The organism is Catellatospora paridis (assembly GCF_009720365.1).
Taxonomy (GTDB): Bacteria; Actinomycetota; Actinomycetes; order Mycobacteriales; family Micromonosporaceae; genus Catellatospora; species Catellatospora paridis.
On record NZ_ML769322.1, the window covers coordinates 108,448 to 131,306 of the forward strand.

General features: G+C 72.1%; 23 protein-coding genes and 1 pseudogene. 6 read left to right on the top strand and 18 right to left on the bottom strand.

What is annotated here, in order from left to right; all coding sequences use genetic code 11:
- Positions 1-31 precede the first annotated feature (31 nt).
- Together F9C41_RS25365 and F9C41_RS25370 are read left to right on the top strand one after the other, a co-directional pair.
- Complete coding sequence (locus tag F9C41_RS25365; protein WP_155389346.1) at positions 32-1,084, top strand: hypothetical protein; 1,053 nt, start codon at positions 32-34, stop codon at positions 1,082-1,084.
- Positions 1,085-1,255: 171 nt separating this feature from the next.
- Entirely contained in the window at positions 1,256-1,816 is a 561-nt protein-coding gene (locus F9C41_RS25370; protein WP_155389347.1) for a hypothetical protein, read from the top strand.
- Positions 1,817-1,864: 48 nt separating this feature from the next.
- Here F9C41_RS25370 and F9C41_RS25375 read toward each other — a convergent pair whose 3' ends face one another.
- The 11 genes and pseudogenes from F9C41_RS25375 to F9C41_RS25425 all read right to left on the bottom strand — a co-directional run bounded on the left by F9C41_RS25375 (position 1,865) and on the right by F9C41_RS25425 (position 14,074).
- Positions 1,865-2,284, bottom strand: coding sequence for an SgcJ/EcaC family oxidoreductase (locus F9C41_RS25375; protein ID WP_155389348.1), 420 nt, complete (start codon positions 2,282-2,284; stop codon positions 1,865-1,867).
- Between the two features lie 97 nt (positions 2,285-2,381).
- Entirely contained in the window at positions 2,382-2,993 is a 612-nt protein-coding gene (locus tag F9C41_RS25380) for a TetR/AcrR family transcriptional regulator (RefSeq protein ID WP_230690005.1), read from the bottom strand.
- 21 nt (positions 2,994-3,014) lie between these two features.
- Positions 3,015-4,169, bottom strand: a complete 1,155-nt coding sequence (locus F9C41_RS25385) for an acyl-CoA dehydrogenase family protein (protein ID WP_196279937.1) — start codon at positions 4,167-4,169, stop codon at positions 3,015-3,017.
- A complete protein-coding gene (locus F9C41_RS25390; protein WP_155389350.1) occupies positions 4,166-6,220 on the bottom strand; it encodes an acetyl/propionyl/methylcrotonyl-CoA carboxylase subunit alpha in 2,055 nt (684 codons plus the stop codon). Before F9C41_RS25390 ends, F9C41_RS25385 begins: the two co-directional genes overlap by 4 nt.
- A gap of 4 nt (positions 6,221-6,224) precedes the next feature.
- Positions 6,225-7,820 carry an acyl-CoA carboxylase subunit beta gene (locus F9C41_RS25395; RefSeq protein WP_230690006.1) on the bottom strand — a complete coding sequence of 532 codons (1,596 nt, stop codon included), beginning with the start codon at positions 7,818-7,820 and terminating at the stop codon, positions 6,225-6,227.
- Complete coding sequence (locus F9C41_RS25400; protein WP_155389351.1) at positions 7,817-9,598, bottom strand: acyclic terpene utilization AtuA family protein; 1,782 nt, start codon at positions 9,596-9,598, stop codon at positions 7,817-7,819. Before F9C41_RS25400 ends, F9C41_RS25395 begins: the two co-directional genes overlap by 4 nt.
- The gene (locus F9C41_RS25405) at positions 9,595-10,407 is read right to left on the bottom strand and encodes a TIGR03084 family metal-binding protein (RefSeq protein ID WP_155389352.1); all 813 of its coding nucleotides are present in this window, start codon (positions 10,405-10,407) and stop codon (positions 9,595-9,597) included. Before F9C41_RS25405 ends, F9C41_RS25400 begins: the two co-directional genes overlap by 4 nt.
- Before the next feature lie 113 nt (positions 10,408-10,520).
- A complete protein-coding gene (locus F9C41_RS25410; RefSeq protein WP_155389353.1) occupies positions 10,521-10,922 on the bottom strand; it encodes a YchJ family protein in 402 nt (133 codons plus the stop codon).
- 102 nt (positions 10,923-11,024) lie between these two features.
- Positions 11,025-11,519, bottom strand: coding sequence for an anthrone oxygenase family protein (locus tag F9C41_RS25415; RefSeq protein ID WP_230690007.1), 495 nt, complete (start codon positions 11,517-11,519; stop codon positions 11,025-11,027).
- A gap of 1,262 nt (positions 11,520-12,781) precedes the next feature.
- Positions 12,782-13,303: pseudogene (locus tag F9C41_RS41490) on the bottom strand (SigE family RNA polymerase sigma factor); the annotation flags it as partial.
- A 99-nt stretch (positions 13,304-13,402) separates the two neighbouring features.
- Positions 13,403-14,074: a TetR/AcrR family transcriptional regulator gene (locus tag F9C41_RS25425; protein WP_155389355.1), complete on the bottom strand. Its 672-nt coding sequence runs from the start codon at positions 14,072-14,074 to the stop codon at positions 13,403-13,405.
- Between the two features lie 170 nt (positions 14,075-14,244).
- Here F9C41_RS25425 and F9C41_RS25430 point away from each other — a divergent pair, with 170 nt between their 5' ends.
- Entirely contained in the window at positions 14,245-15,156 is a 912-nt protein-coding gene (locus F9C41_RS25430; protein ID WP_155389356.1) for a carbohydrate kinase family protein, read from the top strand.
- A gap of 57 nt (positions 15,157-15,213) precedes the next feature.
- On the opposite strand, the gene F9C41_RS25435 is transcribed toward F9C41_RS25430, so the two are convergent.
- On the bottom strand, positions 15,214-16,050 hold the full coding sequence (locus F9C41_RS25435) for an oxidoreductase (protein WP_155389357.1): 837 nt from the start codon (positions 16,048-16,050) through the stop codon (positions 15,214-15,216).
- A gap of 35 nt (positions 16,051-16,085) precedes the next feature.
- Positions 16,086-16,703 carry a TetR/AcrR family transcriptional regulator gene (locus tag F9C41_RS25440; protein WP_196279938.1) on the bottom strand — a complete coding sequence of 206 codons (618 nt, stop codon included), beginning with the start codon at positions 16,701-16,703 and terminating at the stop codon, positions 16,086-16,088.
- A 104-nt stretch (positions 16,704-16,807) separates the two neighbouring features.
- On the opposite strand from F9C41_RS25440, the gene F9C41_RS25445 reads away from it, so the two are divergent.
- On the top strand, positions 16,808-17,800 hold the full coding sequence (locus F9C41_RS25445) for an aldo/keto reductase (RefSeq protein WP_155389359.1): 993 nt from the start codon (positions 16,808-16,810) through the stop codon (positions 17,798-17,800).
- 34 nt (positions 17,801-17,834) lie between these two features.
- Here the strand turns inward: F9C41_RS25445 and F9C41_RS25450 are convergent, their stop codons facing one another.
- Positions 17,835-18,500 carry a hypothetical protein gene (locus F9C41_RS25450; protein ID WP_155389360.1) on the bottom strand — a complete coding sequence of 222 codons (666 nt, stop codon included), beginning with the start codon at positions 18,498-18,500 and terminating at the stop codon, positions 17,835-17,837.
- A 229-nt stretch (positions 18,501-18,729) separates the two neighbouring features.
- Between F9C41_RS25450 and F9C41_RS25455 the strand changes: the two genes are divergently transcribed.
- Complete coding sequence (locus F9C41_RS25455) at positions 18,730-19,275, top strand: EF-hand domain-containing protein (protein WP_155389361.1); 546 nt, start codon at positions 18,730-18,732, stop codon at positions 19,273-19,275.
- A 70-nt stretch (positions 19,276-19,345) separates the two neighbouring features.
- Here F9C41_RS25455 and F9C41_RS25460 read toward each other — a convergent pair whose 3' ends face one another.
- Both F9C41_RS25460 and F9C41_RS25465 read right to left on the bottom strand, forming a co-directional pair.
- Positions 19,346-19,792, bottom strand: coding sequence for a hypothetical protein (locus F9C41_RS25460; protein ID WP_155389362.1), 447 nt, complete (start codon positions 19,790-19,792; stop codon positions 19,346-19,348).
- 218 nt (positions 19,793-20,010) lie between these two features.
- Positions 20,011-20,565, bottom strand: a complete 555-nt coding sequence (locus tag F9C41_RS25465; protein WP_155389363.1) for a GNAT family N-acetyltransferase — start codon at positions 20,563-20,565, stop codon at positions 20,011-20,013.
- A 95-nt stretch (positions 20,566-20,660) separates the two neighbouring features.
- Here F9C41_RS25465 and F9C41_RS25470 point away from each other — a divergent pair, with 95 nt between their 5' ends.
- Positions 20,661-21,038 carry a DUF952 domain-containing protein gene (locus tag F9C41_RS25470; protein WP_230690008.1) on the top strand — a complete coding sequence of 126 codons (378 nt, stop codon included), beginning with the start codon at positions 20,661-20,663 and terminating at the stop codon, positions 21,036-21,038.
- 36 nt (positions 21,039-21,074) lie between these two features.
- Here the strand turns inward: F9C41_RS25470 and F9C41_RS25475 are convergent, their stop codons facing one another.
- Both F9C41_RS25475 and F9C41_RS25480 read right to left on the bottom strand, forming a co-directional pair.
- Positions 21,075-21,467 (bottom strand): MmcQ/YjbR family DNA-binding protein, encoded by a 393-nt coding sequence (locus F9C41_RS25475; RefSeq protein WP_155389364.1) that lies wholly within the window; start codon positions 21,465-21,467, stop codon positions 21,075-21,077.
- A 40-nt stretch (positions 21,468-21,507) separates the two neighbouring features.
- Positions 21,508-22,836: an MFS transporter gene (locus F9C41_RS25480; protein ID WP_155389365.1), complete on the bottom strand. Its 1,329-nt coding sequence runs from the start codon at positions 22,834-22,836 to the stop codon at positions 21,508-21,510.
- Between the last annotated feature and the right edge of the window lie 23 nt (positions 22,837-22,859).

The window sequence follows — 22,859 nt, forward strand, 5'->3', positions numbered from 1 at the left end:
CGCTGGGGTTCGGGCACGGAGGACGTCAGCGATGAAGGTTACCGACCTGCGGGCGAGCCGGGCGCTGCTCGGCGCGGTCGGCGCCGGGCTGCTCATGACGGGGCTCATCGCGCTGAGCACCACGTGGCTGGCCCGCCCGGACCTGCTGCCCGACGCCGGCTCCTCCTGGTATGTCTGGCAGCGCCCCGAACGCTCCACGCTGATCATGGCGGGCGTCTGGGCGCTGTACGCCCTGCACCAGGTCGGTTTCTGGGCCCTGATCTGGTACGGCCAGCAGCGCGTGGGCAAGTACACCGGCCGGCTGCACCTGGTCAACGTGGCCGCGCTGGCGTTCAACGCCGCCTTCGTGCTGCTCCACTTCGCACAGACCCAGCTCTGGTACGACGGCCTCGCCCAGGACGTGTCGATCTGGTCGTCGCAGTTCTCCGTCATCATCCTGCTGGTCTGGGTGCTCCTCATGGAGAACGACCGCCGCGGCCTGCTCTTCGGCAAGAAGGTCCCCACCCCCGGCGGCGTCGGCATACGCGCATGGGCGCGCAAGTACCACGGCTACTACTTCGCCTGGGCCGCGGTCTACACGTTCTGGTACCACCCGATGGAGACCACGACCGGGCACCTGATCGGGTTCCTCTACATGTTCCTGATCCTGGTGCAGGGCAGCCTGTTCCTCACCCGCGCGCACGTGAACCGCTGGTGGACGGTGACGCTGGAGGTCATGGTGCTGTTCCACGGCGCGATCGTCGCTCTGAACAGCCCCAAACAGCTGTGGTTCCAGTTCGGCTGGGGCTTCGCCACGATCTTCGTCGTCACCCAGATGCACGGGCTGGGCCTGTCCCGCCGGGTCAGGTGGCTGATCGGCCTGGCCTACGTCGGCTCGGTCGGCCTGGTCGTCTCGATACTCGGCCCGGCGAAGCTGGTGACGCTGCCCCGGGTGCCCGCCGCGGAGTACGTCGGCGTGTTCATCCTCGCCGCGATCTTCGCGATCGGGCTGTGGATCGCCCGCCGGGTCGGATCGCGCCGCACCCCTGCAGCCGACCCGGCGACCGTGGCGGAGTCGCCGACCGGCGCACAGGTCGGCGTCTGACCGCGGGGCCCGATGATCTGGCAGTTCCGACGCTGGCCGTCGCCGCCAGGCGGGATACTCGACGTAAGGGGAGGTCGGGCGCGCAGATGTGCCCGGGACGCCGTCGCCAGGGTCGCCGTCGGCGGCCCGCCACGGCACCGGTGCGCCGCCCAGGGTCGACAGGAGCCGGGTATGCGGATCCGAGAACGCTCGCTCACGCCCCTCGCCGCGCTGGTGTCGGGGCTGCTCGCCGGGGTCGTCGGCACCATCTGCATGGACACGTTCCGATACCTGGGCTACCGCCGGTCCGGCGGCAAGGAAAGCCCGCTGGGCTGGGAGTTCGCGCCCGTCGAAAGCTGGGCGCAGGCGCCCGACCCGGGGCAGGTCGCCAAGCGGGTGGTGGAGGGGTTCACGCAGCGCGAGCTGCCGGACCGCTGGGCCTGGCCCGCCAGCACCGCCGCACACTGGGGCTACGGATCCGGCTGGGGCGCTCTCTACGGCATCCTGGCCGGATCGCTGCGCCGACCTCACCCGGCCTACGGACTGCCGTTCGGAGCAGCCGTCTGGAGCAGCGACTACGTCGTCCTGCCGCTGGCCGGACTGTACAAGCCGATCTGGGAATACGACGCGAAGACACTCGCCAACGACCTGAGCGGGCATCTGGTCTACGGCTTGGGCACCGGCACCGCCTTCTGGCTGATCACCAGATTCTGGTCCGGACAACGGGCGGGGGCGGCCTGCCGACGTTGCTGACCACACCCTGCTGGTGTCCCGTGTTGCCACTGCACCGGTCCATGGCCGTCAGCCGTGTGCGTCCGCCACGACCGTGTTCTGATTGGCGACCAGCAGCCAACGCTCGTCCTCCTTGGACATCACGTACATCGGCGTGCCCTCCCCCTGGTCGGTGAGCAGCACTCCGTCCGGGGAGAAGTACCGCTGGCGAACCTTGACCGCGGCGACATCCGGCCTGATGAACAGCACATGCACCACCTCGTACGAGGGCACGAGCCCGGTCATCGCCCCAGGCAGCACCTGCCGGGTGAACGCGGCGACCGCGTCCCGGCCGATCAGCAGCCGGCCGCCCCCGGTGGTCCAGATGGCGTCCTCGCGGAACAGCGCGACGAAGTCGTCGACGAGTTCGTGGCGCTGGGCGTGCTCGATGGTGGCGACCACCTGCTCAATGGCGGCGATCTCGGATGCGGTGTCGGTCGTGATGCTCATGCGGAAAGCCTGCAACCTCAAGCAGAGTTGAGGTCAACGGCGACGTGACCCGGCCGACACCGCAGCTAACTGTTCGAGGAGCCGCTGACACGCCTGCTCAGGAGGTCGGCGGCAGGACCGTGTCGAGGGTGGCGGCCCACTGGCGCAGCACCCGGGCCCGGCGGGCCGTGTCGTCGTGCAGCAGCTCGCCGAGGCCGAGACCGCGGGCCAGGTCGAGGGTCGCCTGCACGGTCTCGCGCGCACCCGGGGTCTGCTCGTCGACGCGCAGCAGCTCGACCGCCATGCCGTGCGCGGTGCGCCCGAGCGCCGCTTCCAGCGGGCGCACCTGTGCGCGCAGCGACTCGTCGACCGCGGCCGCGGTCCACACGTGCAGCGCGGCCCGGAACAGCGGTCCGCGATACAGCCCCACCAGCACCGCGAGCACCTGCTCGGTGCGCCGGGGGCCGCTGCGCAGTCCCGCGGCGGCCGTCTCGATCTCGGCGGCGCGCACCTCGGTCATGTGCTCGATCAGGCCCGTGACCAGGTCTTCCCGCGTCGGGAAGTGGTGCTGGGCCGCGCCGCGCGAGACCCCGGCGCGCTCGGCGACGACGGCGACCGTCGTGCCGGACCACCCCAGTTCCGCCATGCACTGCACCGAGGCCTCCAGCAGCCGCCGGCGGGTGGCACGGCTGCGGTCCTGCTGCGGCTCGCGTACGGGGGTGGTCGGCACGGCGATCACGCTACCCGGGGCTCAGTAGGACCTGGGCAGGCCCAGGCTGTGCTGGGCGACGAAGTTGAGGATCATCTCCCGGCTGACCGGGGCGATCCGCCCGAGCCGGGACGCGACCAGCAGCGTGGCCAGGCCGTACTCGGTGGCCAGCCCGTTGCCGCCGTGGGTCTGGATGGCCTGGTCGACCGTCTTCACGGTCGCCTCCCCGGCCGCGTACTTGGCCATGTTCGCCGCCTCGCCCGCGGCCTGGTCGTCGCCGCTGTCGTAGAGGTACGCCGCCTCACGGGTCATCAGCCGGGCCAGTTCGACCTCGATGTGGCAGGCGGCGAGCGGGTGGCTGATGGCCTGGTGCGCGCCGATCGGCGGCCCCCACACGGCGCGGGTCTTGGCGTACTCGACGGCCCGCGACAGCGCGTACCGGGCCATGCCGAGCGCGAACGCCGAGGCCATGATGCGTTCCGGGTTCAGCCCGGCGAACAGCTGCAGCAGGCCCGCGTCGGCGCTGCCGACCAGGGCGTCGTCCGGCAGCCGCACCTCGTCGAGGAACAGGTTGTACTGCTTCTCCGGCGCGACCAGCTCCGTCGGGATGTGCGTGGCGGTGAAGCCGGGCGCGTCGGTCGGCACGACGAACAGCACGGGCTTGAGCCGCCCGGTCCGCTCGTCGGCGGTGCGGCCCACGACCAGCACCGCCTCGGCCTCGTCGATGCCGGAGATGTACGTCTTGCGACCGGACAGCAGCCAGCCGTCGCCGTCGCGGGTCGCGGTGGTGGTGAGCTTGTGCGAGTTCGATCCGGCGTCCGGCTCGGTGATCGCGAACGCGAAGATCTTCGTCCCGTCGGCCAGACCCGGCAGCCAGCGCTGCTTCTGCTCGGGGGTGCCGAAGCGGGAGATCACCGTCGCGCAGATCGCCGGGGAGACGACCATCATCAGCAGCGGGCAGCCGGCCGCGCCGAGTTCCTCGCAGACCGCGGCGAGGTCGCCGATGCCGCCGCCGCCCCCGCCGTACTCCTCGGGCACGTGCACGCCCAGGTAGCCGAGCCGTCCGGCCTCCTGCCACAGCTCGGTGGTCTTCTCCCCGGCGCGGGTGCAGCGCAGGTAGTAGTCGTGGCCGTACTTGCCGGCCAGGTCGGACACGGCGCGGCGCAGGGCCTGGCGCTCGTCGCTCTCAAGGATCACGGGTGGGCCTCCGGGTCGGCGGGGGTGACGACCGCCAGCACCGCGCCGACCTCGACCTGCCGGCCGACGGCCACGGGCAGGTGGGTCACGGTGCCGCCGGTCGGGGCGGTGATCTGGTGCTGCATCTTCATGGCCTCCAGCCACAGCAGGGGCTGGCCGGCGCTGACCTGGTCGCCTTCGGCGACGGCGACGCGGATGACGGCTCCGGGCAGCGGCGCGAGCAGCGACCCGCTCGGGACCTGGACCTCCGCGGCCGGGAACCGCTCGACCGGCCGCAGGCTCACCGCCCCGAGCACCGAGTCGACACAGACCACATCGGGGTACGCCGCGACCGCGAACGCGTGCCGCACGTTGCCGCGCCCCAGCTCCACCCGGGTAGCCGTGACCTCACCGACGACGAGCTCGGGCTCCCCCTCGATCTGCACGCCGTCGCGGGTGCGCCGGTAGCCGACGTCGATCCGCCCGGCCGGGGCCTGGTAAGCGCGGGTCTGCGGCGCGGAGGCGACATTGCGCCAACCGCCCGGCAGTCCGGTCACGACGGTCGCGTTCGCGCGCTCGGCGGCCGACGCGGCCAGCGCGGCGGCGTACGCCGACAGCCGCTGCGCGTCGTCGTCGGCCAGCGGCCGAGCGAGCATGTCGAGCCCGTGCTGCTCGAAGAACGCCGTGTTGATCCGCCCGGCCAAAAACGCCGGATGCCGCAGCACGTTGACGAGCAGGTCCCGGTTGGTCACCAGCCCGTGGATCCGCGCCTGTGCCAGTGCCGCCGCCAGCGCCCGCGCCGCCTGCGCCCGCGTAGGCGCCCAGGTGATCACCTTGGCGAGCATCGCGTCGTAATGCGGCGTGACCGTGTCGCCCCCCGCAAACCCGCTGTCCACCCGCACCACCACCGCGCCGTGGCCTTGCAGTTTCGGGGAAACTGCAGGAACTGTGCCGGTGATTGCTGCACTTTCCCCGAAACTGCCGACCGGTGTCGGCGCGGGCGCGCCGAACTCGGTGGTGGTGGGGAGGGTGAAGGTGTGTAGGGGGCCGGTTTGGGGGCGCCAGGTGTGGGCGGGGTCTTCGGCGTAGAGGCGGACCTCGATGGCGTGGCCGTAGGTGGCGGGCGGGGTCGGTGGAAGTGGTGCGCCTTCGGCGATGTCGAGTTGGAGGGCGACCAGGTCGAGGCCGGTGACGAGCTCGGTGACGGGGTGTTCGACCTGGAGGCGGGTGTTCATCTCCAGGAAGTGGAAGGAGCCGTCGTCGGCGGCCAGGAACTCGACGGTGCCCGCGCCGCGGTAGGCGATGGCGGCAGCGGCCGCCGTGGCCGCGGCGTGCAGGCGTTCGCGCATCGCCGGGTCGACCATCGGCGACGGGGCCTCCTCGACGACCTTCTGGTGGCGGCGCTGGATGGAGCACTCGCGCTCGCCCAGCGCCCAGATGGTGCCGTGGGTGTCGGCCATGACCTGGACCTCGATGTGCCGCCCGGTGGCCAGGTACGGCTCGCAGAAGACGGTCGGGTCGCCGAACGCGGCGGCGGCCTCGGCGCGGGCGGCCTCGACCTGCTCGGGCAGGTCTGCCAGGGTGTGCACGACGCGCATACCGCGACCGCCGCCGCCCGCCGACGCCTTGACCAGCACCGGCAGGTCGGCCTCGGTGACCGTGGCCGGGTCGAGTTCGGGCAGCACGGGCACGCCCGCGGCGGCCATCAGCTTCTTCGACGCGATCTTCGAGCCCATCGCGTCGATGGCGTCCGGGGACGGCCCGACCCAGGTCAGCCCGGCGTCGATGACCGCCTGCGCGAACGCGGCGTTCTCGGACAGGAAGCCGTAGCCGGGGTGCACCGCGTCCGCGCCCGCGGCGAGCGCGGCCTCGACGATGAGGTCGGCGCGCAGGTAGGTGTCGGCGGCGGTGGCGCCGGGCAGGCGTACCGCGATGTCGGCTTCTCGGGTGTGCAGGGCTCGGGCGTCGGCGTCGGAGTGCACGGCGACGGTGGTGATGCCGCGTTCGCGGCAGGTGCGGAACACGCGGCGGGCGATCTCGCCCCGGTTGGCGACCAGCAGTCGGGAGATCATCTCGTCACATCCGGAAGACGCCGTAGGGACCCGGGCCGGGGTCGGGTGCCGACTGGACTGCGGACAGGCACATGCCGAGCACGGTGCGGGTGTCGCGGGGGTCGATGACGCCGTCGTCGTAGCCGAGCCCGGACAGGACCATCGGCAGCGACTCGGCTTCGATCTGGTTCTCGACCATGGTGCGTACGACCTGGTCGGCGTCCTCGTCGTAGGGCCGCCCGGCCGCCGCGGCGGACTGCCGCGCGACGATCGACAGCACGCCCGCGAGCTGCGCGCCGCCCATCACGGCCGACTTCGCGCTCGGCCACGCGAACAGGAAGCGCGGGTCGTAGGCCCGCCCGCACATGCCGTAGTGCCCGGCGCCGTAGGACGCGCCGATGAGCACGGAGATGTGCGGGACCGTGCTGTTGGACACCGCGTTGATCATCATCGCGCCGTGTTTGATGATGCCGCCCTGCTCGTAGTCCTTGCCGACCATGTAGCCGGTCGTGTTGTGCAGGAACAGCAGCGGGGTGCGGGTCTGGTTGGCGAGCTGGATGAACTGCGCCGCCTTCTGCGACTCCGCGCTGAACAGCACGCCACGCGCGTTGGCCAGGATGCCCACGGGGAAGCCGTGCACGCTGGCCCAGCCGGTGGCCAGGCTCGCGCCGTACTCCGGCTTGAACTCCTCGAAGCGGGAGCCGTCGACGACCCGGGCGATGACCTCCCGCGGGTCGAACGGGGTACGCAGGTCCGGCGGCACGATGCCGAGCAGCTCCTCCGTGTCGAACAGCGGCTCGTCGGCGTGCGGCGACGGGGCCGCGCCGAGCTTGCGCCAGCGCAGGGACGCGACGATGCGCCGGCCCATGCCGATGGCCTGCACCTCGTCGTCGGCCAGGTAGTCGGCCAGGCCGGAGACGCGGGCGTGCATGGCCGCGCCGCCCAGGGACTCCTCGTCGGCGTCCTCACCGGTGGCCATCTTGACCAGTGGCGGTCCGGCCAGGAACACCTGCGACCGCTCCTTGATCATCACGACGTGGTCGCTCATGCCCGGCACGTATGCCCCGCCCGCGGTGGAGTTGCCGAAGACCAGCGTCACCGTCGGGATGCCCGCCGCGGACAGCCGGGTCAGGTCGCGGAACAGCCGCCCGCCGGGGATGAAGATGTCCTTCTGGCTCTGCAGGTCCGCGCCGCCGGACTCGACCAGGTTCACCAGCGGCAGGCGGTTCTCCCGCGCGATGTCCATCGCGCGCAGGGTCTTGCGCAGGGTGTACGGATTGGACGCTCCCCCGCGCACCGTCGGATCATTCGCGATGATCATGCATTCGGTGTTCTCGACGACCCCGATCGCGGTGACCACGCTCGCCCCGACCGGATAGTCGGTGCCGTACGCGGCCAGCGCCGACAGCTCCAGCAGCGGCGAGTCCCGGTCCACCAGCAGCTCGATGCGCTCGCGCGGCAGCAGCTTGCCCCGGTCGTGATGCCGCTTGACGTACTTCGGCCCGCCCCCGCCCAGCGCCTTGCTGTGCTCGGCGTCGAGCGCGGTCAGCTTCTCCAGCAGCGCGCCGCGGTTGCCCGCGTAGGCGGCCGCACCGGTGTCCAGGGTGGATCGCAGGATCACAGCAGCTCCTCCGGGATGTCGACGAACCGCGAGCGCAGCCACTCGCCCAGGCCCTTGCCCTGTGGGTCGAACCGGGTGCCCGCGGAGACGCCGTCGCCGAGCAGTCCGTCCACGACGAAGTTCAGCGCCCGCAGGTTGGGCAGCGCATACCGGGCGACGGGCAGCCCCGCGGCCTCAGGCAGCAGCTTCACCAGCGCGTCGACGGTGAGCGTCGCCGCCAGCCACGCGTACGCCGCATCGCTGCGCGCCCAGACCCCGATGTTGGCGCTGCCGCCCTTGTCCCCACTGCGCGCCCCGGCGACCAGCCCCAGCGGAGCACGCCGCGTCGGCCCGCACCCGGTCCACGACGGGATTGCCGCAGCACGGGGATCGGTCGAGCCGAGCGCCTCGCTGGTCTGCTCGGTGTCGCGCGCGGCAGGCCCGAGGTCCGCGCTCAGCGGCTCGATCGGGTGCTCGGTGCCGTCAGGCAGCACGACCAGGTGCGGGACCAGTCCGGCCGGGACGGCCGCGGAGGTGAACACGCCGAACGGGGTGGCGTCGCCGGGCGGGGCGAGCAGCGTGAAGCCGGGATAGCTGGACAGCGCCAGCTCGACGGCCGCCCCACTGAAGGCGCGACCGGCCACGGCCGGGTCGGTGTCCTTGACGGTGGCGTGCAGCAGCGCGCTGGCCTCCTCCTGCCCCTCCGCGTCGGGGTGGTCGGTGCGGGCGAGCCGCCACACCAGCTCCGCGGGCGGTCGGCGCTGCAGCGACGCTTCGAGTTGCGTACGGGCCAGCGCGGCTTTCGCCGCGACGTCGAGTCCGGTGATCAGGAACGTCACGTCGTTGCGGAACCCGCCGAGCGAGTTCAGGCCGACCTTCAGCGTCGGCGGCGGGGGCTCGCCGCGCACACCGGCGATCCGCACCCGGTCGGGACCGTCGTCGGTCAGCACGACCGTGTCGAGGCGGGTGGTGACGTCGGGGCCGAGGTAGCGCGGGCCGTCCACTTCGTACAGCAGCTGCGCGGTGACCGTGCCGGTGGTGACGACGCCGCCGCTGCCGGGGTGTTTGGTGATGACGCTGCTGCCGTCGGCGTGCACCTCGGCGATCGGGAAGCCGGGCAGGCCGATGTCGTGCTCGGCGAAGAACGCGTAGTTGCCGCCGGTGGCCTGCGCGCCGCACTCGATCACGTGCCCGGCGGCGACCGCCCCGGCGAGTGCGTCGAAGTCGTCGCGGGCCCACCCGAAGTGCGCCGCAGCCGGGCCGACGACCAGCGACGCATCGGTGACCCGGCCGGTGACCACGATGTCCGCCCCCTGCCGTAGGGCGTGCGCGATACCCCACGCGCCGAGGTAGGCGTTCGCGGCCAACGGCGCGCCGAGCCCCAGCTCGTCGGCACGGGCGACTAGGTCGTCGCCGGTCACGTGGGCGATGCGCGGGCTCAGCCCGAGCCGCCCGGCGAGCGCGCCGAGCGCCTGGGCGAGCCCGGCCGGGTTGAGCCCGCCGGCGTTCGTGACGACGGTGACGCCCCGGTCGAGGACGGTGCCGAGGCACTGCTCCAGCTGCCGCAGGAACGTCTTGGCGTATCCGGTGGCCGGGTCCTTCATCCGGTCGCGGGCGAGGATGAGCATGGTCAGCTCGGCGAGGTAGTCGCCGGTGAGCACGTCGATCGGGCCGCCTTCGAGCATCTCCCGCATCGCCGACGCCCGGTCGCCGTAGAACCCGGAGACGTTCGCGATCCGCAGCGGCGCACCCGCGCGCTCTCCGGGCGCAGCCTGCGACGCCGTGGTCCGCTCGCTCATCCGACGCCCCCCGCCGCGAACTGGCCGGGGGCACGGCCGACCCCGGGCGGGCCGGCGAAGGCCTGGGCCACGTCGAGCCAGCGGTCGGCGTCAGGCCCCTCGGCGCGGACGGCGAGATCAGCGCGGTGCCGCCGCTGGGTGACCAGGAGGCAGAAGTCGAGCGCGGGGCCGGTGACGCGTTGCGCGGCGTCGTCGGGTCCCCAGGTCCACACGTCTCCGGCGGGGCCGCTGAGCCTGACGTGGAACGGCTCCGACGGCGCGTCGAGGCCGTGGGCGGCGTAGGCGAAGTCGCGGGCGCGTACGCCGATGTGGGCGACGTGGCGCAGCCGCCCGGTCGGCGGCCGGGTGACCCCGAAGGTGTCGGCCAGGTCCTGGCCGTGGGCCCAGGTCTCCATGATGCGGGCGGTGGCCATGGACGCGGCGCTCATCGGTGGGCCGTACCACGGCAGCCGGGTGCCGGGCGGCACGGCCGCGAGCGCTGCCCGCAGCTTGGCCCGGGTCTCCCGCCAGCGGCTGAGCAGTAGCTCGGGCGGCAGCACGGCGAGCTGTTCGGCCCCGGCGTCAACGAAGCGCAGCGGATCGGGTGAAGTCGCGATCTCCTGCAGCGCCTCGCCGAAGCGGTCGGGATCGGTGGCGGCGAGCAGCGAGCGCTCGTCGGTCCACAGCAGATGGGCGATCTGGTGCGCGACCGTCCACCCAGCGGCCGGGGTGGGTGTCGTCCATCGATCCGGAGGCAGGTCGGCGACGAGCCGGTCGGCGTCGGCGCTCTCGGCGTCGAGATCAGCCAGCAGCGCCTCGAGTTCGGCCATCAGGGGTGCTCCCTCCAGTCGGCTCCACCCTTCCTCCGGACCACAAAAAAGTCAAGCGTGCTTGATTTTATTGGAGATCGGCCGGCAAGGCTGCGGATTGTCGAAACCACCGCTCAGATGGGGTTCACGTACCGCCAGTGACCGCCCTCGCGCAGGAACCGGCTGTGCTCCTCCAGCACGCCCGGCCGGCCCCCGTCGCGGTAGTGGGCCCGGAACAGCACGGTCCCCTCCGTGTCGAACATGCTCCCGCGGTCGGTGGCGAGCACCTCCAGGCCGGTGTAACGCGGGCCGCCGGTCAGGTCCAGGTCCCGCGGCCGGGTGCTGGAATGCCAGGTGCGCAGCAGGTATGCCGCATCGCTGAGCGCGAACGCGCTGAACCGCGACCGCATCAGCTGCTCGGCGGTCGGCGCCTCGCCGCCCCGGTGCCAGCGCCCGCAGCACTCGTCATAGGGCTGCCCGGTTCCGCAGGGGCAGACGGCGGGCTGCGGGTCAGGCTTCCTGCGTGCACGTGCCATGGTCACCATGGTGGCCCATCACCGTCCCGGCCTCCCACCGGACACCCACCAGCCGCCTATTTGATCTTCTGTGCACTGCCGCCTCGGCGCTGCTCGACCGACTCACCGGCCGTAGTGCAGGAGCGCGACGGCAAGGCAGATCAGCGCGACGGTGGTCGCCACGGTGCGGACGTGGTTCCACCGCGACCACTTGGCCTCGTCGAACCGGGCCCGCACGCCTGCCAGGTCCGCGATCTCGTCCGGGTCGCCGGCGGCCTTGATCGCGTTGTTCATCGGCACGTTGACGGCGACCGTGATGACGAAGACCACCAGGTACAGCACGAGCGCGGCGATGGTCCAGCTCAGCGCCGGACTGCCGGGTCCGAACAGCAGCGCCACGGACGCGGCCGTGAACCCGAGCGCGCCGAGGAAGCCGCCGAGCATGAACCACGGGTTGATGATGGCCCGGTCGAGCGCCTGGAACGCGGCGACGAAGGTCCGGTCGTCGGTGCGGCGCAGGCCGGGCATGACGGTGTGGGAGTACAGGCCGAACACGCCCGCCATGATTCCCATCGTCACCGTGGCCGCGACCAGCAAGACCATCCGTACGGTGTCCACATCGTCCCCCTCGGTGCCCGCGTTACCGCGACGATCCTATGCCGGGTGAGAAATTCGTCGCCGTTCCGGTGACCGCGATGCCTGAGCTGACGGGCCTACGCAACGACGACAGCGAACGGGACCGTCGGCTGTTCCGACTGCTCGAACGTGTTCGGCAGCCACTGCTCGGCCTCGACCGAGTACGGCACCTGCCACGCGGGGTCCGGCGTCGGGTTGAGGTCGGACGGCAGCACGTCGGCGACGAAGTCGAACTCGAAGACCTCCTTCGCACCCGCCGGCACCCCGGGCCCGAGGCACCGCACGTGCACCGACGTCGGGGCCGCGAAGTCCTCGCGGGTGCACATCGCCCAGCCCGGACCGGCGAGTTTGAGCCAGTCGCCGCGCAGGCGCAGGTGCAGTTCCAGGTCACGCACGTCCGCGTCGCCGCGGTTGGCCACCGTCACGGTCAAATGACCGGAGTAGCTGCCGTCCGCCGTACGGCGCAGCGTCAGGTCGGTGGCGTCGACCCGCAGGTTGGCGTACCGCGGCTTCGTCTCGAACGTCGTCGGCCCCGCCACCTGGCGCACCTTCGTCCCGTCGAACCGGTAGGTCCGGGTCTGGAACGGCACGGTCTGCTTGCCGCCGTCGGCGTAGTGCTCGCTCAGCTCGACCTCGACGCCGACGTCGGTCCACGCGACCTGGTGGATGCCGCCGAACCCGTCGCGGGTGCCGACGATGCGACCCATGGTGACCGGCCGCCCGTTCACCCGCCGGAAGGCGATCACTTCGGTGCCCGGCGACTCCGGCCCTTCGCCGCAGCGCAGGATCGCGACGAGGTCGCCGTCCCCGTCACCGTCCACATCGGCTTCGGTGTAGCTGTCGACCCACACCGGCAGGCTGCCGCCGGCCGCGGTGCCGTCGGCGTCGAGCCGCACCTGCCCCGACGGGCACAGGGCTCCCCTGGCGCCTGCCCAGGGCGGCACCTCGATGGTTACGCTGCGGAAGGGTCCCAGGTCGGGAAGGCTGTCGTCCAGGTACTTGCGCACCGGCGTCGCCGACGGTCCCGGCGCCGACACGGCGGACCGGCTCGGCGAAGGAGTCGGCTCGGCCGGCGGGGTGGACCGACCGCGCCAGGGGCCGAACAACGACAGGACCACCGCCACCGCGGCCGCCACCGCGGTGGCCGCAGACACCGCGGCAGACCGACGATTCGCCAGCCGTCGCGACGAGGCGAGCGCCCGATCGCGCAGGTCCACCTGCCTGACCTCGCCGACCGCGCCGCCGTAGAACTCCTTCAACTCCGGAGCGAGCACCCGCAATTTGGCGAGCGCCTTGGCGGTCTGGCTCTTGACGGTGCCGATGTTGATGCCCAGGACTTCGGCGGTCTGCGCCTCGGTGAGGTCGTCGAAGAAACGCAACACCAGCACGGCGCGCTGGCGGGGCGGCAGCCGCAGCAGCACCGACCGGAGGGTGACCTGCAGCGCGGTCGAATCCGCCAGGTCCGTCCCGGTGGTGGCTCGCGTCGGGACGTCCTCGGTGAGGGTCTCCGCCACTCGCCGTCTACGCCACCAGGACACCTGCAGGTGATACATGGTCTTGCGGGTGTACGCGTCGGCCGCGCCCGTCGCGTGCAGGTTCGACCACGCCCGGTGGGTGCGGGCCAGCGCCGACTGGACCAGGTCTTCGGCGAGATGCTGGTCACCGGTGAGGAAGTACGCCGCCCGCAGCAGCGCGGCCGTACGGGCCCGGACGAAGGAGTCGAACTCTCCGGCCAGGTGGGTCACGGTCGAGGCTGCCATGCACATCAGGACGCGACCTGCCGCACCGATGGTTGCCCGGATGCCGAGCGCACGGAATCCACATTGCACCGTCGGTGGACAGGTGCCCGATCGGCTCGGTCGCGGCTAACCCGCGCGGTCGTCGAGCAGGCCGCCCAGCAGAGCGCGGATGGTGCGTTCGAACAGGTCGGCGGTGGGCCGGCCGGGGGCGGCGCCGGTGAGCGCCGCGGTCAGGCGCGGGTGGCGGACCGGATCCACCGCGCCGAAGTCGATGGCCGTGGGTGCGGCGGCGCTGCGGGCGAACAGCATGATCACGCCGTTGAGCACGCCGACGGCTTCCATCTTCTGCAGCGTCGTCCGGTCGAGCGCGGCCACCGCCTGCAGGCAGTGCTCGAACCAGGCCAACGTGTGCGGACCAGGCGCGGAGCTGGTGGGCACCGCGTCGAGCAGCCACGGCTGCGCCACGTAGAGCGAGCGGGTGGCCTCGGCGATCCCGACCAGTTCGCCGAGCCAGTCCGCACCGGACTCAGGGGTGTGGGAGAACCCGGCCATGGCCGTGTCGACCATGAGGTCGAGCAGCTCGTCGCGGGAGGCGACGTAGCGATACAACGTGCTGGCGGTCGTCTCCAGCTCGCCCGCGACGGCACGCATGGAGACGGCGGCGAGCCCGCCCGCGGACGCCAGCCGGATCGCCGCCGCGGCGATGTCCGCCAGGCGGTACTCGGGCGAGGGGCCGCGCGCGCCCCGCTGCGGCCTGGCCCAGATCGACGGACCGCGCCCCTGCTGACCAACCTTCACCCCACCACTTTAACCGCGAACGACGTTCGCAATAGCGTCACCGCACCGCCGACGGCCGCGATACACGCACCTCGTGCTCGGGGGCTGCGGGAAGATCCAGGTGCGGTTAGGGTGGGCGTGCCCGCCGCTCCGGGTGCACACGGCCACACACATCGGGGAGGCGGTCTGTCATGTCCGAGTACGACGTCCTGGTGCTCGGCGGTGTCGGCGTGGACACCATCGTGCAGGTGCCCGAACTGGCGGTGCCGCCGGGTGACTTCTTCCCGGTGCCGCCGATCCGCGACTACGTCGCGCACTCGGGCAACGGTGTCGCGCTGGGCTTCCACGCGCTGGGTCTGCGCACCAAACTGGTCGACTTCCTCGGCGACGACATGCTCGGCGCGATGGTGCTGGCCCGATACGCCGAGCTGGGTCTGGACTTCAGCCACCGCACCGCCCCGAACGGCACCCCGCGAGCCGTGAACCTGGTCGACAAGGCGGGCCGCCGGTTCTCGTTCTTCGACGGCCGCCACCCCCACGACCTGGTGCTGCCGCCAGACTTCTACCTGCCCCACCTGCAACGCGCCCGGCACGCCCACATCGCCGCGCCGCGGGCCGCGGGCGTGTTCGCCGACGCCCACCGGCTCGGCGTCACCACCTCCACCGACCTGCACGCGTGGGACGGCGAGCTCGACTGGGTGTGGCCGCTGGCCCGCGCCGCCGACCTGGTGTTCCTCAGCGCCGAGGCGGCGCCCGACCGCATCGACGACATCCTGCGCGCCGTGCTGGGCAGCGGCCGTGCGCAGGTGGTCGTGGCGACCGAGGGCGCGGCCGGCTGCCGCGTCGCCACCCGGGACACGCTCGCGGTCCGCCGGTTCCCGGCGGTCACCCCCGAGCGGCCCGTGATCGACAGCAACGGCGCGGGCGACGGGTTCAGCACCGCGTTCATGAGCCGCTGGCTGACCGGCCGGCCGATCGAGGAGTGCGTGCTGGCGGGGTCGGTGTCGGGTGCGTTCGCGTGCGGCGCGGCGGGCACCCACGAGGAGCTGATCACCGCTGAGCAGCTCGCCGCGGCGGTGGCACGGGCCGGCACCGCCGCATGAGCGGGCGTCGACGGTGCGAGACGGCCTGACGACGCGAACCGGGCGGCGCCCGGTCGGTCAGGACTGTGCCGGGTAGTCCGTGGAGACGGTCACGTCGGCCCACTTATCCGTCTCGGCGGCGCGGGCGGCTGCGGACTCGCGGGCCCGGCGCAGCGCGTCGGAGCCGAGCAGCAGACGCAGCGGCGGATCGTCGGACCCGGCGATGTCGATGAGCACCTTCGCGGCGCGGACCGGGTCGCCGGGTTCGACGTACTGCTCGCGGAACTTCAGCATCGCGCCGACGGTCGGCTCGTAGTCCGGTCCGACCGGGGCCGCCAGCTGCGCCGCCCCGCCGCTCCACTTGGTGCGGAACCCGCCGGGCTCCACGATGGTGACCTTCACCCCGAACGGCTTGACCTCGTTGGCCAGCACCTCGGAGTAGCCCTCGACGGCGAACTTCGCGGTCTGGTAGGCCCCGAGCCCCGGCGTGCCGCCGACCCGCCCGCCGATGGACGAGAACTGGATGACGTGCCCGTGCCGCTGCGCACGCAGCACCGGCAGCGCGGCCTTGGTGACGTTCACGACGCCGAACAGGTTGGTCTCGAGCTGGGCCCGGAAGTTCTCGTCGGGCGTCTCCTCCAGCGACCCGGACACGGCGTAGCCGGCGTTGTTCACGACGATGTCGAGCCGGCCGAACGCGTCGACCGCGGTCTGCACGGCGGCGCAGGCCGCGGCGGGGTCGGTGACGTCGAGCGCCATCGCACGGATCTGGTCGCCGTACTTGCGTACCAGGTCGTCGAGGGTTTCGGGTTTGCGGGCGGTGGCCACGACGTTGTCGCCGTGCTCCAGCACGGCCCGGGTGAGTTCGTAGCCGAAACCGCTGGATGTTCCGGTGATGAGCCAGTTGTTCGCCATGAGAGTCCCCCTGTCGATCCCATCTGGGCGGGTGGTCAGCGTGGGTCGTCGACCCAGGCCGGGACCAGGCCGACGAGGATGCCGACCAGGTCGTCGCGCGGGCACGGGTCGGCGGCGGTGAGCCAGTCCACGATCGCGGCCGCCAGGCCGTGGCCGAGGAACACGGCGGTCGTGGCCAGCTCGCCGCCGGGCCGCGTCGGCGCGAAACGCAGGCGCCGGAAGTAGTACGCGATGTTGTCGGCGAGCTGCCGCCCGAACCGTGCCGTCGCGGCCCCGCCCTCGGCCGAGCCGAAGACGGCCAGCAGCTCACTGCGCTGGCCTTCGACCTGGTCGAGGATGTGACCGAGGACGATCCGGGAGGCGTCCCGGCCGGTGGCCGCGCCGACCAGCCGGACCTGGACGTCCTGCTCGGAGATGGCCCGCAGGGCCTGCTCCAGGACGTACACGGCCAGGCTGCCGGTGGTGTCGAAGTGGGCGTAGAAGGAGGACCGGTTCAGGCCCGCCTCCGCCACGATCGAGCTGACCGACACCGGAGCTCCCGGGTGGCGGCCCGCGACGGCGGTGAACGCCTCGGCGAGCCTGGCCCGGGTGCGTACGGCCCGCGGGTCACGACTGTGCGTGTCCCCCTGCGCGGCCCTGATCTCCGTTCCCACCAGGCCAGCGTAACCAGGTCAACGGCACTTCGCCAACAAATGTCGGAGAAGTAGGGCCCTAGGATGGGACCCCTCCACTCGGAACAGGGGTAATCGCCATCGCTATGGACAAGCGCACGCTCGGCGCCGGCGGCCTGGAGGTCTCGGCCATCGGCCTCGGCTGCATGGGGATGAGCCAGAGCTACGGGCCGAACCCCGGCGACCGGCAGGAGATGATCTCGCTGCTCCGGACCGCGGTCGAGCGCGGGGTCACCTTCTTCGACACCGCCGAGGTGTACGGCCCGTTCGTCAACGAGGAGCTGGTCGGCGAGGCTCTGGCCCCGTTCCGCGGCGAGGTCGTCATCGCCACCAAGTTCGGCTTCGCGTTCGACGCCGACGGCCACCAGACCGGCCTGTCCAGCCGGCCCGAGCACATCAAGCAGGTCGCCGACGCGTCGCTGCGGCGGCTGCGGGTCGACGCAATCGACCTGTTCTACCAGCACCGAGTCAACCCGGACGTGCCGATCGAGGATGTCGCCGGGGCGGTCGCGGAGCTGATCGGAGCGGGCAAGGTCAAGCACTTCGGCCTGTCCGAGGCGGGCGCGCAGACGATCCGCCGCGCGCACGCCGTCCAGCCGGTCACCGCACTGCAGAGCGAGTACTCGCTGTGGACCCGCGGACCGGAGGCCGAGATCCTGCCCACGCTGGCCGAACTGGGCATCGGGTTCGTGCCGTTCAGCCCGCTCGGCAAGGGCTTCCTCACCGGCAAGATCGACCAGAGCACGGAGTTCACCAGCGCGGACATCCGCGCCGGCATCCCACGTTTCACGGAGGAGAACCGCAAGGCCAACCAGGCCCTGGTCGATCTGCTCGCGACGATCGCCGCGAGCAAGGGCGCGACGGCCGCGCAGATCGCGCTGGCCTGGCTGCTGGCCCGGCAGCCCTGGATCGTGCCGATCCCCGGCACCCGCCGGGTCGAGCGGCTCACCGAGAACCTGGGCGCGGCCGACATCCGGCTGACCTCCGCCGACCTCGCCGAGATCGAGCAGGCCACCGCACAGATCGAGGTGGCCGGGGCGCGCTACCCCGAGCACATGGAGCGAATGACAGGCCTCTGAGCCCTGGGACGCCGCCGACCTCAGGCCACCAGGCTCACCGGCAGTACTGGGCGTGCAGTTCGGCGTGGGGGCGGCGACGGCGCGGGTGACGGTACGAGGGACCCATCGAGATCTCGGCGCAGCAGTGCGAGCCCGGTGCCTGGACGAGGTGCGCCGGACAGCCCTCCACCAGCTCACGGACCTGCCCGGCTTGCAGCTCGTACGCCTCCCGGCTGCCGGTGAGCACCAGCGTGTCGGCGGCGACCGACCACATCAGATGGTCACGGTATTCCCGGTGCCAGGTCCGGCGGTGGTCGGCGACCGGGCGGCTCGGCCACGCCCCGGCGGGCAGCGTGACGGTGTGCGGCCTGCCCGGACCCAGGCGAGCCCGGACCTCCTTCCACCGCGAGGGCGGAAACGCCAGGCTGTGGTGCAGCAGGACCAGGTCCAGCGGTCGGCCCCAGTCGCACGGATCGGCCGCGGCCGACGCCCGCAACGGCAGGTAGACGATGGTGTGCGGCGATCGGGCGGCCAGCCCCCAGGCCATGGCGAACATCGCCGCCGACTGCGTGTCGACGCAGAACTGGGCGCCGAGCCGGGCTTCGTAGAGGCCGGCGAAGCCCGGCGGCTGGGCGGCCCGGACGACCCGGTAGCGGCGGTCACCGAGCCGGACCGCACTGACCAGCGTCCGCCACTCACGCTCCGCCAGGGGTGTCACCACGCCTGCACCACTGCTCGCCCCTCCGTCAGGTCATCACGTCCAGCAGGATCATCCGGGGCGCACGCGGCCTGCGGCAATCGACTTTCCGTCCCGCGGCCGGACCCGTCGACGCGGCTCATGCGCCGAACACCGCAGGCGGGTCAAGTGTTCGGCGGCCGTGCCACACTTCCGGATGAAGTAGGTTTGCCCTATATCGACTTTATGTACTTACTCGGAATAGATTTCCGGCATGGCTACTGAGATGCAGCTCCGCAAATTGGACAAGGCCTTCGGCCACCTCGACAACGACCGCAGCGGCTTCGTCGAGCAGCAGGATCTCAACAACCTCGGCCTACGCCTGCTGGCGGAGTTCGGCACCGCACACGACGCCCCGAAAGCGCAGCGGATCGCCGAGGACTTCTCCACGTTCTGGCAGGAGCTGGCCAAAGCGCTCGACGTCGACCACGACCAGAAGCTCAGCCCGCAGGAGTGGCGTCAGGGGTTCACCGAGGCGTTCGTGCACGGCGACGCCTTCGACCGCAGCTTCCGCCCCGGCGCGCTGGCGGTGCTGCACCTGGCCGACACCGACGACGACGGGCGGGTCAGCCGGGACGAGTTCGCCACCATGCAGCGCGCCTTCGGCACGCCGGTCGGTGAGATCAACCTCGCCTTCGACAAGCTCGACGCCGACGAGGACGGCTACCTCACCATCGAGGAACTCATGCTCGGCGTACGCCAGTTCTACATCGGAGCCGACGAGACCGCCCCCGGCAACTGGTTCTTCGGCCGGGTCTGACCAGGATCGAACGTCAGGGCCTGCCGCGGTTCGATTGCCGCGGCAGGCCCCGACGTCGTCCGGCGCATGCTCAGACCTGGTCGAGCAGCAGGCCGCTCGGGCCGTAGCCGATCTTCCAGTCCTCGTAGACGCCGATCTCCTGGCAGGCCTCGCAGCGCAGCGCGACGTACACCCAGCGGACGTCGTCGGACTCGCCGTCCTCGTACAGGGAGAAGCCCGCCGCCGCGGCGAACTCCTCGTGCCCGCAGTTGCAGGCGCAGACCTCGATCTCCTCGTCGTCGTCCCAGAACTCGGCGCTGTCGGCGATGAAGCCGTGCGTCCCGCAGGACACGCAGGTGCGGCGCACCGAGCCCTCGTCCTCGGCCATGACGGCGACCTCGAACGACCGGCCGCCGCACTGCCGGCACACGCACCCGCGCACCTCGTGCACCGGATGGGCGTCCTCCTCCGGCAGCAGCAGGAACTCCTTCAGCTCCTCGAACGCGGTCTCGGGTGCCATTGCGGCGGATCCGGTCATGTCGTGCCTCCCTGAGCCGTGAACACGCCGGCCGCGCCCACCGCGTGGATCATGCCGGTGCCCTCCGACGGAACACCGGGCGGGTTCCACCCGCGATGGAGCGGGCGTTCCCTGCTGGGACAAACGCGCCGGAACTGGCACGGGCCGGCGGTGTCACGGCCGTGCCCGGCGGGGTCAGCGCGGTAGAGGTGTACCGGGACCAGGCAGGTCCACTTCGGTCAGCGCCGGCGCAGGTCGCGAGCGTGGGGCCAGGCCATGCGCAGTTTTGCGGGGCGGCCGTTCAGCCGACCGGGCACACCACCCGGTTCGCCGGCGTAGGCCCGATCGACCGGGCTGCCGCCGTGCGCGACGTAGAACGCCTGCGCGGCGGTGTTCTGCTCCAGGACCCACAGGTACAGCCCGCCGGTCGTGCCTCGCTCGGCCACGACCTGCGCCGCTCGCGTGATGAGGGAGGAGCCGATCCCGCCGCGCCGCAGCGTGTTCGTGACGTGCAGGTTGTCGATGAACGAACCCCAGTCGGCGTCGTCGTCGAGGATCAGGTGCACGAACCCGACGGGCTCGCCGTCGACGTCGGCCACGATCGTGACCTGATCCGGCTTCGGCGACCGCAGGCGTTGCGACCAGACCGTCAGCCGGTCGGCCACGACATCGCCGTCCAGGAACGCGTCGGCGAACGCACCCCGATAGTAACGGCGCCAGCTGTCCGCGTGCAGTGTCGCGACGACCTCCGCGTCGACGGCCGAAGCCGTCCGCAGCTCCACCGCTGATCCCATGCCGACCACTCCCCGACGAAGGCCGCTGTTCATGCTACGGCGGCGCCGACCAGGGCGGCGGGCCCCGGAGCGGGCACCCGGATTCGTCTCAGGGGATGGACGAGCGGCGCGTCCGCCTGCTCGTCTGGCATGGTGGTGCGGTGCTGATCTACAAGATCCTGCTGCCGTCGGAGTGGGCCGCGTTCGAGCAGGCCGGGCGGTTCGACGGCGCGCCGTTCGACCACGAGTCCGGATTCATCCACCTGTCGTCCCGCGAGCAGGTGGCCGCCACCGCACTGCGGGTGTTCGGGAACGAGCCGGAACTGGTCGTGGTCGCCGTCGACACCGAGGTGGTCGCCGAGTCGCTGCGCTGGGAGGAGTCGCGCGACCGGGGCGTGTTCCCGCACGTCTACGGGCCGCTGCCGCGCAGCGCCGTGGTCGCGGTGCACCGTGTCGCGGGAGCCGCGGCGGTCGACGCGTCCCTGCCACGGTAGCCCCGCCGCCACGTCGGCCGCCACCGCCTGCGGCGCTCAGCCCGCGGCCGGGCGCGACTGATCGGCCTCGTCGAGCAGGGCCGCGAGCTCGTCCGGGGCGCGCATACGCCACGCGTCGGTGACGAGTTCGGTGAGCCGGGCGACGTCCACCCGGGGCAGTCGCAGCATCACCAGCGGGAACCCGTCGTAGCCCGGCGTGGTGAAGAACAGGTCGGGCTCGCCGAGCAGCAGCGCCTGCTTCTCCGCCTCGTCGCCGACGTACAGCACGGCCACGTCGGTGCGGATGACGCGCGGCTTTCCGGGCAGGCGCTCGGGGTAGGACCAGACGAAGCCCTTGTTCGTGACCCGGAAGTCGAAGCCCTCGCTGTCGATCTCGGTCACCTCGGGCAGGGCGAGCGCCAGACGGCGCACGTCGTGCGCGTCAGCCACCGGTGTGCCCTACCGTTCGCATACGCACAGGCTAGCGGGTTCAGCGCAGGGTGCGGTCCAGGGTGTAGCGGCGCTGCAGGAGCATCGCGACGACCATCAGCACCGCCGGGACGACGCCGAAGCCGAGCCGGATCATCGTGTGCGCGGACTCGGACTGCACGACCTCGGTGCCCGCGCTGCTGGCGGCGAAGCCGCCGATGGCCAGGCAAGCCGCGTACACGTAGGGCCCGAGCGCGCCGCCGGTGGCCTCGGCGGCGGTCCACACGCCGGTGTAGGTGCCGGCGCGGGTGGTGCCGTCGGCGCCGCTCGCCCGGATCACGTCCGGCATCATCGAGAACGGCAGCAGCTGCATCGCGGCGAACGCGACGCCGAGCACCGCGACCGCGGCGATCAGCACGGGCAGGCCCGCAGCGCTGCCGAAGGCGAGCACGACCGAGCCCGCGACGAACGCGCCCTGGGCGATGAGCAGGCCGGGCTGCTTGCCGATGCGGCGGGCGACGACGACCCAGACCGGGGTGGCGATCAGCGCGGGGGCGACGAACGCCGCGACCAGCACCGTGGTCAGGCCGGGACGGCCGAGCTCGTACTCGGCGTAGTAGGGCACGGCGGCCAGCACCAGGTGGCTGGTGGTGGACATGGCCAGGTAGGAGCCGACGAGCCAGCGGAACTGCGGGTCGCGCAGGGCGACCAGCAGGGTGCGCAGCCCCGCCTTGCCGTGTGCGGCGGTCGCCGGGCTCGGCGCGAGCGCGGTCAGCCGCCGTACGCCGCCGATCCCGATCAGCATGGTGACCAGCATCGACCCGCCGAGCACCAGACCCATGAGGGCGTATCCGGACCGGGTCGGGTCCTCCTTGCCCGCGATCATCGGTGCGAGCACTCCGCTGAGCAGGATGCCGACGGTGAGCACGACCATCCGGAAGCCCATCAGCCGGGTGCGCTCGTGATAGCCGATGGCGAGATCCGCGGGCGTGGACAGGTAGGGCACCTGGTAGGCGGCGAACAGCAGGTTGCCCGCGATGAACGCGACGGCCACCCAGGCGGCGGCGGAGTTGCCGATCAGGCCGCCGGGCACCAGGAACAGGGCGGCGAAGGCCAGCGGCAGGCCGCAGCCGAGCATCATCAGGCGGCGGCGGTGGCCGCGGCGGGAGAGGTCGGCGTCGGAGAGGTGGCCGACCCACGGGTGCAGCAGCACATCGGCGATCTTGGGCAGCAGCAGCACGAACCCGGCGATCAGGGGCGCGACGGCGAGCACATCGGTGAGGAAGTAGAGCAGCAGCAGGCCGGGTACGGTGACCCAGGTGCCCATGCCCAGTGACCCGCTCGCGAAGGCCAGCATGCCGCCGCGGGGGAGCCGCGCCGCCTCGTCCATACCTTCTCCTCGCCCGTCCGCGG

What these genes read in the sequence shown, in the direction of transcription:
- F9C41_RS25365 (WP_155389346.1), top strand. Translation starts at nt 32, where the DNA reads ATGAAGGTTACCGACCTGCGGGCGAGCCGGGCGCTGCTCGGCGCGGTC.
- F9C41_RS25370 (WP_155389347.1), top strand. Translation starts at nt 1,256, where the DNA reads ATGCGGATCCGAGAACGCTCGCTCACGCCCCTCGCCGCGCTGGTGTCG.
- F9C41_RS25375 (WP_155389348.1), bottom strand. Translation starts at nt 2,284, where the DNA reads ATGAGCATCACGACCGACACCGCATCCGAGATCGCCGCCATTGAGCAG.
- F9C41_RS25390 (WP_155389350.1), bottom strand. Translation starts at nt 6,220, where the DNA reads ATGATCTCCCGACTGCTGGTCGCCAACCGGGGCGAGATCGCCCGCCGC.
- F9C41_RS25400 (WP_155389351.1), bottom strand. Translation starts at nt 9,598, where the DNA reads ATGAGCGAGCGGACCACGGCGTCGCAGGCTGCGCCCGGAGAGCGCGCG.
- F9C41_RS25405 (WP_155389352.1), bottom strand. Translation starts at nt 10,407, where the DNA reads ATGGCCGAACTCGAGGCGCTGCTGGCTGATCTCGACGCCGAGAGCGCC.
- F9C41_RS25410 (WP_155389353.1), bottom strand. Translation starts at nt 10,922, where the DNA reads ATGGCACGTGCACGCAGGAAGCCTGACCCGCAGCCCGCCGTCTGCCCC.
- F9C41_RS25430 (WP_155389356.1), top strand. Translation starts at nt 14,245, where the DNA reads ATGTCCGAGTACGACGTCCTGGTGCTCGGCGGTGTCGGCGTGGACACC.
- F9C41_RS25435 (WP_155389357.1), bottom strand. Translation starts at nt 16,050, where the DNA reads ATGGCGAACAACTGGCTCATCACCGGAACATCCAGCGGTTTCGGCTAC.
- F9C41_RS25445 (WP_155389359.1), top strand. Translation starts at nt 16,808, where the DNA reads ATGGACAAGCGCACGCTCGGCGCCGGCGGCCTGGAGGTCTCGGCCATC.
- F9C41_RS25455 (WP_155389361.1), top strand. Translation starts at nt 18,730, where the DNA reads ATGGCTACTGAGATGCAGCTCCGCAAATTGGACAAGGCCTTCGGCCAC.
- F9C41_RS25460 (WP_155389362.1), bottom strand. Translation starts at nt 19,792, where the DNA reads ATGACCGGATCCGCCGCAATGGCACCCGAGACCGCGTTCGAGGAGCTG.
- F9C41_RS25465 (WP_155389363.1), bottom strand. Translation starts at nt 20,565, where the DNA reads ATGGGATCAGCGGTGGAGCTGCGGACGGCTTCGGCCGTCGACGCGGAG.
- F9C41_RS25470 (WP_230690008.1), top strand. Translation starts at nt 20,661, where the DNA reads ATGGACGAGCGGCGCGTCCGCCTGCTCGTCTGGCATGGTGGTGCGGTG.
- F9C41_RS25480 (WP_155389365.1), bottom strand. Translation starts at nt 22,836, where the DNA reads ATGGACGAGGCGGCGCGGCTCCCCCGCGGCGGCATGCTGGCCTTCGCG.